At 62.6% G+C, this 15,153-nt stretch carries 10 protein-coding genes; all 10 read right to left on the bottom strand.

Features of this window, described 5'->3' with window-relative positions; genetic code table 11:
• Nucleotides 1-26: 26 nt before the first annotated feature.
• Nucleotides 27-1,115 (bottom strand): FHA domain-containing protein, encoded by a 1,089-nt coding sequence (locus P9M14_15465; GenBank protein ID MDP8257145.1) that lies wholly within the window; start codon nt 1,113-1,115, stop codon nt 27-29.
• A 10-nt stretch (nt 1,116-1,125) separates the two neighbouring features.
• Nucleotides 1,126-3,288: an alkaline phosphatase family protein gene (locus tag P9M14_15460; GenBank protein MDP8257144.1), complete on the bottom strand. Its 2,163-nt coding sequence runs from the start codon at nt 3,286-3,288 to the stop codon at nt 1,126-1,128.
• A gap of 8 nt (nt 3,289-3,296) precedes the next feature.
• A complete protein-coding gene (gene truA, locus P9M14_15455; GenBank protein ID MDP8257143.1) occupies nt 3,297-4,034 on the bottom strand; it encodes a tRNA pseudouridine(38-40) synthase TruA in 738 nt (245 codons plus the stop codon).
• A 1-nt stretch (nt 4,035) separates the two neighbouring features.
• Nucleotides 4,036-4,713, bottom strand: coding sequence for an MXAN_2562 family outer membrane beta-barrel protein (locus P9M14_15450; GenBank protein MDP8257142.1), 678 nt, complete (start codon nt 4,711-4,713; stop codon nt 4,036-4,038).
• Nucleotides 4,710-5,792, bottom strand: a complete 1,083-nt coding sequence (locus tag P9M14_15445) for a fibronectin type III domain-containing protein (protein MDP8257141.1) — start codon at nt 5,790-5,792, stop codon at nt 4,710-4,712. The genes P9M14_15450 and P9M14_15445 overlap by 4 nt, the downstream gene beginning before the upstream one ends.
• A 71-nt stretch (nt 5,793-5,863) precedes the next feature.
• Nucleotides 5,864-6,886 (bottom strand): aspartate-semialdehyde dehydrogenase, encoded by a 1,023-nt coding sequence (locus P9M14_15440; protein ID MDP8257140.1) that lies wholly within the window; start codon nt 6,884-6,886, stop codon nt 5,864-5,866.
• 1,414 nt (nt 6,887-8,300) lie between these two features.
• The gene (locus tag P9M14_15435) at nt 8,301-11,057 is read right to left on the bottom strand and encodes a hypothetical protein (protein ID MDP8257139.1); all 2,757 of its coding nucleotides are present in this window, start codon (nt 11,055-11,057) and stop codon (nt 8,301-8,303) included.
• A gap of 2 nt (nt 11,058-11,059) precedes the next feature.
• On the bottom strand, nt 11,060-12,520 hold the full coding sequence (locus P9M14_15430) for an amidophosphoribosyltransferase (protein MDP8257138.1): 1,461 nt from the start codon (nt 12,518-12,520) through the stop codon (nt 11,060-11,062).
• Between the two features lie 87 nt (nt 12,521-12,607).
• Complete coding sequence (locus tag P9M14_15425) at nt 12,608-13,450, bottom strand: metallophosphoesterase (protein ID MDP8257137.1); 843 nt, start codon at nt 13,448-13,450, stop codon at nt 12,608-12,610.
• On the bottom strand, nt 13,431-15,153 hold a 1,723-nt coding region (locus P9M14_15420), incomplete at its 5' end, for a hypothetical protein (GenBank protein MDP8257136.1). The genes P9M14_15425 and P9M14_15420, both read right to left, overlap by 20 nt.

Raw genomic sequence — 15,153 nt, 5'->3', positions numbered from 1 at the left:
CGGGCCGCTACAATTCAGGATTCGGATCAGTGCAGTCGGACGGTTAGTTTGACGTTGCCGACCTTGAGCACGTCCATGTGAGCCAGCTTCGATTTCTTGATCTTCTTGCCGTTGACGAACGTTCCGTTGCGCGAGCCCAGGTCCTTGATCATGCAAGTGCCCTTGTCAAAGTAGATCCGCGCGTGCTTGCGTTCGATGCTCTTCTCGTCGATCAGTACGTCGCAGCGGATGTCGCTGCCGATCAGGGTCACGTCGTCCTCGATGGGGAACGCGGTCTCCTGACCACCGGGCTCGACCAGCACCAAGGCCGATCCACTGACAACGGCAGCGGGCTTACTGCCGAAGAACTCGTTGTCAAGATCGTCCCAGCCGCCCGGGGCCGGGGAGGCGGGCTTTTCAGCGGGCGCGGGCTCGGCGGGCAGTTCCTGCTTGAGCTGCTCGGCCGCCTCGGAGACCACTTGGTTTAACTCGATCGGCTCGGGCTCCGGCTCGGGATCGGGCTGCGGTTCCGGCTCGGGCCACATATCTTTGGCCGGCTGCTGCCGCTCGGGCTCTATCGGAGCGTTGGAGATTTCGTCGAACATCGCGTCGATGTCGCGCTGGTCCACCTCGTGCCGCGGATCGTCGATGTCCAGGGGGATCGGGTTGGGCTCCGGAGGGAGCTCGATGTCCGAGACGTCGACCGTGATGTCGAACAGTTTGAGCTGCTCGTCGATGCGCGCGATCTGCTGCTTGAGGTGATCGATCTCGCGTTCGATGTCAGCGCGTTTTTCCTTGAGGGCCTGCTCGTCGAACTCGCCGAGCTCGAAGCGGAAGTCCAGCTCGTCCAGGGCGTCCTGCGGCTTGTTCAGCCGGTCGGTCAGCTCGTCGCGCGAGGCGATCAGCGCTTCCTTTTTCTGCTCGATGCGCTCTTTGAGCGGGTCGAGCTGCTCATCGATCTCGCGCAGCTGCACGCTGTAGTCGGTTAGGACCTTGGTATAGATGTGCTCTTTGACCTCGCCCTTGCGTTGCTCCATCTTGCGGATGCGATCAGCGATCTGGGCCTTTTGTTCGTTGAGCTCGCTCCAGCGGTCGAACAGCTCCCGGTCGATTGCAGTGTTTGTTTCCTCGGACATCGTATGACCCCTATCTGAGGTGGGACAGGAGGGGCTTGCCCTCCATATATTGCGGAATTTCCAAAGAGAAGAAATCTAACGCCGTAGGTGCAAAATCGTATATGTGTACAGTTTCGTAGTCAATGGGGGTCGAGGAGAAGAACACGCCCTGGGTGATCGGCGGATCGAACGAGCAGTGGTCGCCGGACCACTTGCGGTCGTTGATCTGCAGCACATCCTGGGGAATTCCGCCCAACGCCGTTTGCCAGCTCACGCGATAGCCGGGCATGAATCCGACCAGCATATCCGGCGACGCCTCGTAAAACGGCCCGGAGTAGACGTCCTGGCGACGGTAGACGTTGCGCACCACGCGCTCGCCGGTTTGCGGATCGACCAGCAGCTCGAGTTTCTCGACCAACTCGTTTTGCAGCCCCTCGTACTGCTCCTCGGACACGATCCCCTGGGGCTCGCGTCCGCTTAAATTGACGAACAACATGCCCAGGCCCAGGGCGTAGGCACGCGTGCGCGACCAGTCGACGTTGGGCCAGAACTCGCCCTGGCCGAAGAGGTCCTCGAGGTTGCGGTCGCGCACCTCGTCCTGCGGCACCAGTGTCATGAAGCCGTTGCGCACCAGCCAGGTGTTGATGTTGACCGCCTTGTTGAACGGATGGAACCCATGGTCCGAGAGCACCAGCAGGCGGTCGCCCTCCCGCATCTTGCTCATCACCTCGCCGACGAAGCGGTCGACCTCGATGTAGACCCGCTGGATCGAGTCGCCCCACTGCACGGCCAACTGCGCGTCGTAGGCCGGGGACTCGGGGTCGAGGAAACGCCAGCACATGTGCCCCACGCGGTCGGTGACCATGAACGGGAAGATGATCAGCCGCCAGTCGTCCTTGCCAAACTCGTTGAGGAAGATCTTTTTGCGCGCCTCGTAGGTGAACATCAAGTCTTCGAAGAACTGCTGCTCGTCCACACGATTTTCATTGAGCGACCAGGTGTCCACGGCCCAGCCCAGGGTCTTATAAACGCCGACTTCCGCGGCCAGCTGAGCGCTGAAGTTTTTGGGATACGAGTATTCGACGGTGAACGGCATGGCCCGCGGATCGAAATTGATCGGCGAGAGGTAGAGGCGGAAGTTCGGCGCGGTCTCCAACAAACACAGCCGAGCCACGCCGTGGATTTTAATCAGCGGGTTGGAGCAAAAGCTGATATCGACCCAGTCGCTCCACTGGCCGGGCTCGAGCTCGAACTGCTGTTGTTGAATCGAAACGCGCACCCGGTTGCCCGGCTCGTCGATCCAACCCTCGATGGTTGCCTTGAGATCGGGCTTTTGCGGCAGCGGGCTGGCCACGTCGCTGGGTCCGAAGATCGGCGCAACGAAGTGCCCGTCGGTAGGCCGCACCGTGACCAGCTTGCCGCCCATCTCGGTGTCGGTCTGGTCGAACTCCTCGGTGGAATAGATCGAGAACGTGCCGTTGGTCTGGCGCACGTCGGGCACGCCCAGCCCCGCGGTCATTCGGCCGTGCTCGCCCATCTGCTCCGCGGGAAGCGAGGCCGGCATCTGCAACGCCACGGTGTCAATTCCGGCCTGGGCCGTGAGCACCCAAAACGGCGTGCCCTGGCGGCCGCGCTCCGGGGACGGCAGCTCGTTGGGCAGCCAGGCCTGCACCAGTACGTAGCCGATCGCCGAGGGCAGCAGGGCCAACGCCAGCAGCACGAACAGCGCCCGCGTCCAGCGCCTGCGGCCGTCGGATCGTTTGCGCAGCAGCAATGCGGCGGCTGCCAGCCCGATCAGCGTGAACAGCCCGAGGATCCCCAGGGCAATGCCCGATTTGGGCACGGCCATGGTTCCGGGTTTGGTCATTGCGAACTCGGGATAGTAGGTGCCGGGGATGCGGTTGAGAAAATCGAAAATGTTGGTGTACCCGGGGTTGGCCCCCACGGAGAAGCAGGACCAGGCCACGGGCGACTGCGCCGGATTGGTGGTTTCCAGTCGGCGGTAGGAGCCGCGGTCGGCCAATACCTTGAGGTTGGGCAGGTCGCCCTGATCGATGTATTGCTCGACCAGGTGCGGGTCCATACCGTCGAACCCGAGGATGATCAGGCGGCTGCTATCGTCCGCAGCCACGCATACTGACGCGCAGGCGAAAATCAACAGAATGCTCAAGGCTGCCAATGCTCTGCTGTTCATATCCCTCTTCAGTAGTCTACGCGGACCAGAGCCAGCCCCTGGGGCGGCGCCGTGGGTCCGGCCTTGGTGCGGTCGCGCCCCTGGAGCACCTGTTTTACCCAATCGGGTTGCTGCTTGCCAGTGCCGACCATGACCAAGCTGCCGACGATGTTGCGCACCATGTGCTTGAGAAAGCCGGCACCCAGGACCTCGATCAACAGCAGCTCACCCTGGTTTTGCAGCGTAATCTCGATCACCGTGCGCTCGCTGGTGCGCGCGCAGGAGTCAGCGGCCTTGAACGCGTTGAAGTCGTGTTTGCCAACCAGGTGCCGGGCAGCGTTGCGCATCGCCTCTGAATCGAGCTGCTCGCGCACGTGCCAGCTGATGGCTCCCAGCAACGGCGAGTGGTCGTAGCGGTTGAGGATCGTGTAGCGGTAGAGCTTGGAGCGTGCAGAAAGTTGGGCGTCGAACGCGGCGTCGACGGGCTCGAGACCGATCATCGAGATGCGCTGGTCGGCCAGCCCGTTGAATCCGTGACGCAGTTTGCGCGCCTCGAACGGGGTCTTGAAGTCGAAGTGGATCACTTGCGCCAGGGCGTGGACCCCGGCGTCGGTGCGGCCCGAGGCCGTGACGCGCACCGGCCCGCGGTTGAGCACGCCCAGGGCGCGTTCGACCTCGTGCTGAATGCTCTTGCCGTTGGTTTGGACCTGCCAGCCCACGAACCCGCGGCCGTCGTATTCCAGTGTGGCTTTGTAGCGTTGAGTCAAATTAGAACTGGAACATCAGTCCGCCGGAGACGAACCAATGCGTCAGGTCGTTTCCTTTGCCTTGCTCCTGATTCTTGCCGAAGTCGTCCAGCGCCGCGTAGCGCCCCTCGATTACGAAGTAGACGTCGTTGATGCCCCAGTCGCCCTCGAGATTGTCGGCCGCGCGCCGATCCAGCGGATCCATCAGGAACTGAACCCCGGCCACGCCGTGCCAGCCGTAGACCCCGCCGTCGGTGCGGTCGCCGCCCTCGATCCGTTCTTCGTAGTAGAACGCGCCGTCGCCGCCCGCGCCGATGTAGGGCACGACCACCTGCTCGTGAGCAAAGTCGAAGCGATAGAGCAGACCCAGGGATGCCGGTGCGAAGTGCAGCCGGTAGTCCTCGCCGGTCTTATTGCCGCTGGGATCAACGCCGGTCCCGCGATCATTGGCGTATCCAGCCTCGCCGATTACCTCCAGGTGGTGTACCAGCTTGTAGCCAAACGACAGGCCGTAGGCCATCAGCGGCTCCTCGCCGTAGATATCCTTGAACTCGTCGGCAATGATGAACATCGCGCCGACGCGCAGTCCCAGGGTGAAATGTTGGGACGATTCGCTCAGCTCGTAATCGAGCTGTTGCGCCAGGGCAGGGCTGGAGATCAGCGCGGCGAGTACGATCAGTGCCAGTGCCGCTCTTCTCATGAGATCCTCCGATAGGAAAATCTGCGCGCCGCGAGCATCGCGGTTAAAAGGATAAGCAAAATTACCAACAGCAGCGGACGCATCGTGATCCAGGCCAGGCCCACCAGCGGTTGGAGCAGCGAACGAGCGGCCATGCGCAACGCGGCCGAGCCGGAGATTAAGGCGGCGGCCGTGGGGCCGTGCTGGGCGTAAAGCCGGATCAGTGCGCGTCCGGCCGCGCTGGGCCTGAGCACACGCTCGCGGAACTGCCTGAGCACCACTACCTGGGCCGAGTCGTAATCGCCGAACGCGGCGGTTGCCACGAAGCAGTCGCCGTTCTCGCCGCTGAGACCGGACATCCCGCTGACCGTTACCGGCTTGCCCGAGACCTCGTTGCTCAGTTCGCTTTCCTCTCCGAAATCGTCGACCACGGTGATGCGCACGTAGTAGGTGATGTCGTTCTCTAGTCCCTCGAGGTTGTATTCGCTGCCGACCGCAGCCTCGATCGGCGAGTCGCCGCCGTTGGCGCCGGTGCCCGTAAAGTCGCCGGGACTGGTGCCGTAGTAGATGTTGGTGTAGTTCAGATCGCGGTCGTCGTGCTCTTCCCAGCGCAGGAACAAGCGTGCGTCGCCGGCCTCGGCCGAGAGCCCGAGCGGAGCGTAGGGCACGTTTTGCAGGGTCAGCTTGGTGCTGGCCGAGGCGTACTCGTCGTAATCGTCATCATCGTCGTCGTCGCCGCTCTCGTCGGATTCGGCGATGACGTAGACGATGTATTCGCCGTCCCCGTTCACCAGATCCTCGTCGGTCTGGATCGTCGAGCTGTCCGAGTAGTCGCCGTTGAACTCGCCGTATCCGTCGCTGGCGGCAATCAGCCGTCCGCTTTCGGGCGCACCGTCGCCGTCGATCTCAACGCGGTAGATGCCGCTTTCGCCGTCGGTCTCGATGGTCCAGCTGATGGTCGCCAGATCGCCATCGGCCAGCTCGGAGCCGGGGACGATCGAGTCGATGGTCACGGTCAGCTCAGCCGCGGCCGGGGCTGCGATCAGCAACGCCAGCGCCAGTGCCAGGGCGGCCTGCCGCAGTATCGGTTTGGCTTTCACGATGATTTTCGCCTCCTGTTCGCGGCCGAATCGTATACCGGAGCCCGGCACACGGTCAACTGGAACGGTCCCTACAAATAACGCTCGATCAGCAGCTCGGCGATCTGTACCGCGTTGGTCGCCGCGCCCTTGCGCAGGTTGTCGGAGACCACCCAGATGTTCAGACCGTGTTCCACTGTATCGTCGCTACGGATGCGGCCGACAAAGGTCTCGTCGCGTCCCACGCAATTGATTCCCAGCGGGTAGCTGTTGGTCGCAGGATCATCCTGCACAACGATGCCCGGGGCCGCGGCGAACAGCTCGCGCGCGCGATCGGGACTGATCGGCCGAACGAACTCGATGTTGATCGCCTCGCCGTGACAGGCGAAGGTCGGCACGCGCACGGCCGTGGCCGTGACCTTGATCGAGTCGTCGCCGATGATTTTATTGGTCTCCCAGACCATCTTCATCTCTTCCTTGGTATAGGCGTTGTCCATGAAGACGTCGATTTGCGGCAGGCAGTTGAATGCGATCTGGTGCGCGAACTTTTTAACCTCGATCTCCTGCTGGTTGAACAGCGCGATCGACTGCTGGGCCAGCTCCTCCATCGCCAGGCGGCCGGCGCCGGAGGTCGCTTGGTAGGTCGAGACCACCACGCGCTTGATTTGCGCCTCGTCGTGCAGCGGCTTGAGCGCCACCACCATCTGGATCGTCGAGCAGTTGGGATTGGCCACGATTCCGCGGTCGGTGTAACCGGCCAGCGCGTCGGGATTGACCTCGGGCACCACCAGCGGCACGTCGGGCTCGTAACGATAGGCCGAGGTGTTGTCCACCACCACGGCTCCGGCAGCCGCCGCGGCCGGGGCAAAGCGCTCGCTCACCGATCCACCCGCGGAGAACAGTGCGATGTCAATCCCGGCAAAGCTGTCCTCGGTCAGCTCGAGCACCGTGTATTCCTTGCCGTTGTAATCAATGCTCGTGCCCGCCGAACGGGAGGAGGCCAGGGGGCGCAGCTCGAGAATCGGGAATTTGCGCTGTGAAAGCACGTTGAGCATCTGTTCGCCTACGGCGCCCGTGGCGCCGACAACCGCGACGTTGTATTGCTCCTTTTTCATCTTTCCTTACCGTTCTTGGTTGAGGGTTCGATTGTACTGGAAACTCGGCAGAGTATAGCCAACTCACGCCCACGGTCAAAGGCCGGTCCACAGTCTCCGGCCTTTTGACCGCGGGTAATTTCCTTGGGTTCCAGTTTGGAGCCGGGCGGGTTGGACGCACGGTTGTTGTTATCGCCCGGTTCCGATAAATCACGAACCCTCTTACCGGGATTAACAGCAAGAGGCGTGCCGTGAGCAATGCTGGGAAAAACACCTTGATTTAAAAAGAAAACCAACCCTAGCCGCCGTGGGCAGCGTACAACGCTTCGCAGTAACGGCCCTCAGACGTGAACACAGGGTGGCGATAAGAAGGTGGTAAAATATTGTCGTGGCCAGTTCAACCGGTCGTTGCAACATCGTACTTTCACTTTCCAGAAGGGGGTGTCGATGAGGCAACGAGGACGAGCAGGGCATTGTCGAGGGATTTACGCGCGATGGATCGTTCAGCGCGTTCTCAAAGACCCTTGGTGCATCGAGACAAGCTGTTTACTACGATGATCAATTGGCGGTTGTGGCGTGGCACCTGTACCTGCCAAGTCCGATTATCAGTCCACACACGGATGAGAACGCGCAGAGCGATCCATCGCGCCCGGCTTAGAGCCGGCGCAAAACTCGCAAGCGGACCAAACTCGTGGCTTAACGATGATCTCCGCGACGCGGGGCGGATCGGCGCTAAATGACCAGGGAAATATGCGAGCCACGCTGCGGCTCCAAGCCGCCCACTGCTCGCGCGGGGGAGGAGAGACGGCGGCGCAGCCCTTCTCGCGCTGCGCCGCCTGCATTCCCCCACCCTGGCTCGCGGGGTGTTGGAACGAAATTAATTTGCGGAGTTGGGCTAAAAGACGTGCTGTCCGTAGCGTCAATAAGCTGCGCCAGGCTCTTTAAAACCACTTGTCGCGTCTAAGACTCGAACGTCGAAGGGAATGCCAAGGGTTGCATGGTGAATCGTTTTAGTTAATTTCGAGCCAATGCGCCGCTCGCCCTACACACAAAGATCGGTTTTACGATCTTTACCTACCCCTTCCCAATCTTTCGACGCGGGGTGGCTCGTGGCGCTGCGACCAGCGTGCTTTGCGAGTTTTGTGGCGGCTCTAAGCCGCCCGGGCGCGGGGAGGGTCGTGGCGTTACGACCAGCGAGCTACGCGAGTTTTGCTGCACCTCTAAGGTGCCAAAGATCGTTTTTACGATCTTTACCCCACCTCCCCGATCTTTCGACGCGGGGTGGCTCGTGGCGCTGCGACCAGCGAACTACGCGAGTTTTGTGGCACCTCAAAGGTGCTGCGAGTTTTGTGGCGGCCCTAAGCCGCCCGGGCGCGGGGTGGATCGTTGTATTAAGACCGGCATACTGCGCGAGCCTTGCGGCAGCTCCAAGCTGCTAGAGGTCCGGGTAATCGGCCAGCAGCACGTCCATATTGTCTTCGATCAGCTCACCGTCGCTTTGCAGATAGATCATGATCTGTTCTTTGACCGCGAAGGTGTAGCGCACCTGGTTCGGATCCCAGGCCGAGGGCCAATAGAGGTAAGCGTGGTTGCCTGACGGGTGAATGCGCAGGCCTGATCCGGAAGTTGATTCAAACGGCTCGTTGAGCGCGTCGAACGGCGTGTACTTGTCCCAGCCGAGCATCACGCCCAGCCGCGCGAGGTGGATGCTGCGCTCGAGGCTGAGCACGCCGCCGGCGCGCGCCACGGCCAAGCCCGTGGCCACGGGCACGGTGTAATCGCCCAATGCGATTTGCACCAGCACGTTTTTCGGCTCGTTCCCTCCCACGGTCCGCAGGTTCCACAGCGGGGCGTAGTTGACCGGGTCGCCCGCGTCCACGCACATCTGGGCCAGGCCGAGGAAGTTGCGCATCTCGGGGGTATTGCGCTTCATGTTCAGGCCCTTGGTCGGCGCCAGGTACTCACGACGCTCGACGATCGTCGGTCCGTCGTAGACCAGCAGCGTCAGCGGATCGCCCTGGTCCGAAGCCACTCCGACCTGGAACGCGCGATCGGCCGTGACCTCGAACTGCTCGCTCAGGCCGTTGACCTGGTTGCTCAGCACAACGATCCATCCCGGCTCGAGCACTAAGGAGTCGAACGAATCGAGGATCAGGTCTTTGTTCCAGCGCAGCAGGGTGACTTGCGGGTCCAGCGGGTTGGGCTCGCCCACGATTCGCGGGCCGAGGATCTCGTAGAACACGCGGGTGGCCACCGAGGCCAGGTTCGAGCGCACCACCAGCTCGGTGAGGATTCCGCCGGGCACGTTGACCACGCCGGCGGTGACGCGGTTTTCCACCCCGAGGAATACCGAGCCCAGAATTCCGCCCATGGAGGTGCCCACGTAGTAGATCGGGTTGTTCGGACCGCCCAGATCCAGCACGCCGTCGAGGTTGAAATCGCCTTCGTCCAGGTCGAGCAGGCCGTTGTTGTTGAAGTCCGATCCGAGCTGCTGCGCGATGCGCACGAACAGCATCTGGTCGACCACGCTTTGACGCACCATGTCGCGGGTGAGGAACACGTCCGCGGTGAAGAATTCCTCGCCCGAGTCGCGCACACCGTCGCCGTCGCTGTCAGTGGCGCGGCCGTAGGTCATCGCGCCGAACAGCGTGCGTTCGATCAGGATCGTGTGCAGTTGCTCCAGGCTCAGTCCGTCGATTTCCATCGAGGGGTAGAACTTGCCGATGAACCAGCGCATCAGCCAGCCGGAGAGCTTGCCCATCGGGCCCTCCGGGTCGTCGATCCCTTGGTTGATGTATTTGTCGATCAGGTCGACCACGCCCTCTGGGCCGTGACCGGCCGCGTCCATGCTGATCGTGGCAAAGCCGTACTTGGCAATGGCGTTGGCCACCAGCACCATGTCGTCGCGGTTGCGCTCGTTGCCGTGCTGGAACAGCACTACCGGGTAGGGCGGTTGGGCCCAGCCGTTGGCTTCGCAGGGCTTGGGCACGGTAATCAGGAACGGCACCTGCTGCTGGGTGTAGTCGGCCTCGCCGCTGTTGCGGTCGATCTCGAAGATCCCCTCGGCGCTGCCCAGGAAAAACGGCGAGACAAAGCGTCCGGCCGCGAAATAGTCGATGTATTGGAAGTCGGACCAGTAGCCGTAGGGGAAGTCAAAGGGGATGCCGGGCAGCTCCTCGGACCAGCTCAGCAGCGCGTCGAAGGCCGATTGCAGAGACTCGGATTGCAGGATGAACTGGTTGCCGTCGCCGTCAATCTCGACGCTGAGCGGGTCGACGAACTCGATCCGCTGCGGAAACTCGTCGAGCAGCCGGGCCAGCGGCCCCTCGCCGTCGAGCCCGTCGCGGATCATCACCAGATCCTCGGAAATGCTTTGGGTGGTGAACACCCAGCAGAACGCCACGTGCTTAGGCGCAATCGCGAAGCGCTCGTCTGCCAGCTCGATAGCCTCCAGCGCGGGCTGCTGCTGCTGGGGGAAGTAGATGTATTCAAAACCATCGGGCGGCTGGATCGGCTCGCCAACATCGTCGCGCAGTCCGTCGGTGAGGATCACGGCGTAGCGCGTGGCGGGCAGCAGCGGCACGATCGGCTTGAGAATCAGGGTGTCGGTTTCGTCCTCGTAATAGGTGCGGCGGTTGCCCGGGGCAAAGATCATGTCGAGCATCTCGTTGTGCTCGTCAAGGGGGAACAGGGCCACCGGTTTTTCGAGCACCATCGGGTATTGATCGAGGCCCAGGTCGAGGGGCACGGCCGCGCCGTAATCCGGCGAGTCGGGGTCGATGTCGATCAGCAGCGCCGTGCGCTGGTCGATGGTCTCGATATTGAGCGGCGCGTCGAACGAGACCGTCAGCGGCATGGCCGCGCCAAACCCGTCCAGGCGATTGAGGCGGCGGCGCATCATTCGCTCGAATTCGGTGTCGGCCACGGTCGGCAGGTCCAGCCGCAGGCCGGTGGGCGTCGATGGGTCCAGCCGGGTCAGGATGTCGTTGGGAAACGGCAGCAGCGGCATCGGGTGGGAGTCGGGCTGAAACACCACATGCGGCCCGTCGCCGCCCGGGTTGTGCGCCGGCGGCAGATCGCTCGGCGGATCAAAGTCCCCGCGGTCGCATCCCGTTGCGCACAGCAGCGTCAGCAGCACCAGGATCGATAGGAAAAATCGGAAACCAGCCGCGGAAAAATTGCCGTAGGGCATCGCTACTCCCGCTCGAGTTTGCGCCGTTCCAGGCGCTGTTGGGCCTCAGCCACGTCGGTCGGATACTTGCGTGCGATGCAGGCCAGGCACAGCTCGTTCTCAGCCTGGCCGAGCCCCTCGATCAGTCCGCTGCGGCTGATGTAGTTTACGCTGGTGCATCCCATTTCCGCTCGTACCTGTTCGATGGTTTTTCCTGATGCGATCAACTGCGTTTCGTCCGGAGTGTCGATTCCGTAGTAGCAAGGCCCGATGATCGGCGGCGAGTAGTAGAACATGTGCACCTCGCGCGCGCCCAGGTCGAACAAGCGGGCGACGATCTTGCGCCCGGTCGTGCCGCGCACGTTGCTGTCGTCGACGACCGCCAGCGATCTACCTTCGATGAAGTCGCGGATGAAGATGAACTTGTCGTCGATGGCCCGGCGGCGTTTCTCGATCGAGGTCTCCTGGAACGAGCGCTTGTTGTCGACCTTGATGATCGCGCGCTTGATCGGCAGACCCATGGCTCGGGCGAAGCTGTGGCCGGTGGAGATCGCGGTTCCCGGTAGGCCGACCACCGTGTCCAGCCGCTCGCGCAGCTCGCTGTTCTCGCGGGCCAGCACCTCGCCCAGCCGCTGACGCACCACCTCGACCACATGGCCGTTGTAGCGGCTGTCAGGCCGGGAGAAGTAGACGTACTCGAAGAAGCAGAACGCGGGCTTGGCCCGCGCGGACTCGATGCGGTGGACCTTGAGCGTATCGATCTCGACGAACACCGCCTCGCCGGCCTTGATCTCCTGGATCTGGTGATAGTCGCCGAAATAGTTGAAGACCGAGGTCTCGGAGGCAAAGGCCCACTCGATCGGCCTTCCCGAGTAATCGTAGCGGCAGGCCATGCACAGCGGACGGATGCCGTTGACGTCCTTGAACGCCAGCAGGCCGCGATCGGTCAGGCTCAGGCAGGAGTAAGCCCCGACCAGGGTTTCCTGAACTTCCTCGACGCTTTTAAACAGGCGCTGAACGTACTGCTCGCGATTATCGGCGTTGTGTAGTTTGTTCTTGTTGAAGCGGTCGACCAGCGAGTATTGGATTACCTTGGCGTCGACCTCGGTCTGGAAGCTGAAGCCGCGCTTTTTAAGTTTGTTGGTGATCGAGACCAGGTTGACCAGATCGCCGTTGGAGCAGGTGGCCATGCCCGGACGTTCGGAGAATACCGGCTGGATGTTGCGCAGCAGCATCTGCTTGTTGGACTTGCCGCTGGTGGAGTAGCGCGTGTGCGCGATACCGCTGTTGCCCACCAAATCGGAGCTGTCGCGCTGGAAGAACAGCAGCGAGGCCGGTCCCAATCCGCCGTGGTCGTGGAAATAGTTGCCGTCGAAAGTCACGACCCGCGTTGATTGCTCGCCGCGGTTCTGCAACCTGCTCGCTCCTGCGATCAGGCGGTCGACAACCGGTTGGGAACCGACGATTCCTAGTACGCCGCACATAGCTGCTTATCCTTGTGTCGGGATTGTTTGTTGACCGAATTCTACGAGGGGGCGGGTCGACTGTAAAGCAAGCCGCAGACCCAAATATTAGGCGCTGACAGGCGAGAGCGTCAGCAAAGTGATCTCGGCCGGACAATTGATGCGCAAGGGCATGATGCTCGTGCCGATGCCGCGGCTGACGTACATCGTCGCGGTCTTCTCGCAATAGAGCCCGGATACATAGCCGTCCGCGCCGAACGGCAGGAACGGCGGTTTGAACAACGGCGGCTTAATTTGGCCGCCGTGGGTGTGCCCGCAAAGCACCAGTTCGGCGGACATCCCGCGCGAGCGCAGCGCACGCAGGATAACCGGGGCGTGGGCCAGCACCAGGCGGCAGCGGTTGTCGGGAAACGGGGCCAGACCCTTGAGGTCGTCCAGGCCCAAGGCGGGATCGTCCGTGCCGATGATCCAGATTCCGGCGTCGGCCAGGTCGTGCGCCTGATTGACCAGCAGCTTCGCTCCCACCTCGCGCAGGTCCGTACCCAGCTGCTTTGCGCTGTAGCCCACCCAGTGCTCCCAGTTGCCCATCACGGCCAGGCAGCCCAGCGGCGGATTCAGCGCGTCGACCAGCTCCAGCAGCGGTTCGCGGCCTTGCTCGGACTCGGTGTAGTCGCCGCCGAGCAGCACCAGGTCCGGATTTAGGCCGTTGGTCAATTCGACGATCTTCGCCACCCGTTCGGGGTCCGCTTCGCGGAAGTGCATGTCGGTCAACAGTGCGACCCGCACTTGATTGCGCAGATGCGGCAGCTCGAGCCGCACCTGCTCGACCGCAATTGCAAAGTGTTCGTAGAGCACATCACCGGCCAGCAACGTCGCGCCCGAGGCCAGAACGCCCCCGCCGATCAGCAGGTTGCGACGCGAGATTCCGGGTTTATTTCTGTGACGATCCATTGCCGGAGGGCGGGGTTGGTCGATTTGCAGCCTTGCGCGCGCGGCGTCGCGTGTACAGTCCGAACGCCAGCCGGAACAAGCCGCCGAGCAGCAGCAGGGCGCCGAACGCGCCGAGCATCGTTTCGTTGTTCAATCCGATCCAGGCTACGAGCAAAGCTGCCGCGGTGATTACGATCAGCGTGCGCCAGGGCCAGCCCTGGAGCAGCGGTTTGATGCGATCGCGCGTTCCGGGGAAAAGCAATACGCCCAGCAGAAACAGCGCCACGATCGCCGCGATGGAGCCGATCAGGGTCGTCCGGCGCTGTTTTCTGCGCCAATCGGCGTCCACATGGGCCGACCCGACCTTGTCCAGCGGCACGTACAGCGCAAGCCGTGTTCCGTAAAGCGCGGGGAATTGAACCAGCCGATCACGATCGCCCTCGCGCGCCACCGGGCGCGGGCCGTTCTGGGTAAAGCCCTTGGGCGTCAGGCCCGCGGGCACGCTGATCGAGGCGGTGATCCCCTTGTCCAGCTGCATTCTTAGCGGGAATGGCTCCACCGGCAAAAACAGCGCGGCGTCGCTCAGAGAATGGCGTAAAAACGCGATCAACACCGGGCAGGAGACTTTGAGATCAATGGAGTCGTCCATGGGCAGCGGTTGGCCCAGCTCGACGTGCAGCTCGTCGCCCTCCGCGGTGAGTCTTGCGATCCCGACGTTGGCCTTGGCAATGCAATCGGCCGGGTCGACCGGACTGTTCTCGGCGCCGCGCATTCGCGGCAGATCGATCCGCGTGGGCCGCGATCCAGCGCGATCGGGCGAAGCCAACAGACTCACGCTCCAAATCGCGCTGCCATCATTTTCGGCGTCGAGGTCTACCCGCGCCTCGCTGACGTTGAGCAGGCTGCGCGGAAAACTCAATCGTAATAGATCGTCCAGAGCTGCGGGCGGGGCCTCGATTGCGGCGGACCAGATTCCGGTTTGCGGATCGAGGGTCGGATCGAGAATGCCCGATGAGTCGATACTGATCTGGGACGCATCGATCCCCGGCCCAGGTCGTACGCGGACTTGTACTTGCGCGGCCTGTTCGCGCAACTCGATGAGGAAAACGCCCAGCGGGATCGTGGCGGACATCGGCGGCCCCACGCCCCAGACCTCGTCGGCCTCGATGCAGCCCCAGGCGCGCAGGGTCATACGCTCGCCCGATTGCGGCGTGCTAGGCAACTGGACCAGAAACTCGTTGCCGGCGTTGGCGCTGACCTGAATCTGCGCCGCACGGCCGTTTACCTCGGCGCGGAAGCAATCGCCGGGTCGGCGTGACTCGGGCAGACGCAGCAGCAGCGTGTTTGAGGGGTGCGGACCCACAAGCAGTTCGCCGATGATCTCAACATTGACCGATCCGGTGTCCAGCGGTTCGACATCGATGGTGTAACGCTCGATCCTCCAGGCCAGGGCGCGCCAGAGGATCGAGACCGCCGGAGGGGAGTCGGGATTGATTCGTTGCCAATCGTGTTCGATCACGATTCGGTCGTTCGCCGATTGGATCGAGTCGGTATAGGGCAGCACCCCTTTAATGCGGGAGCGCTCCAATCCGGCGGGCAGCACGATCGTGCTGTGCAGATCGCTGGGACCCAGAAGCTCCACTCCGCCGGGAAACGGCGGCTTGAGAATCACGGACATCAGCTCCGTGTTTTGCTGGTCGCTCTCGATGACGTAGTCCACGTCG

The sequence above is a fragment of the Candidatus Alcyoniella australis genome, from assembly GCA_030765605.1.
Classification (GTDB): domain Bacteria; phylum Lernaellota; class Lernaellaia; order JAVCCG01; family Alcyoniellaceae; genus Alcyoniella; species Alcyoniella australis.
The sequence above is the reverse complement of the archived record's forward strand: the minus strand, read 5'-3'. Positions and strand labels throughout refer to the sequence as shown.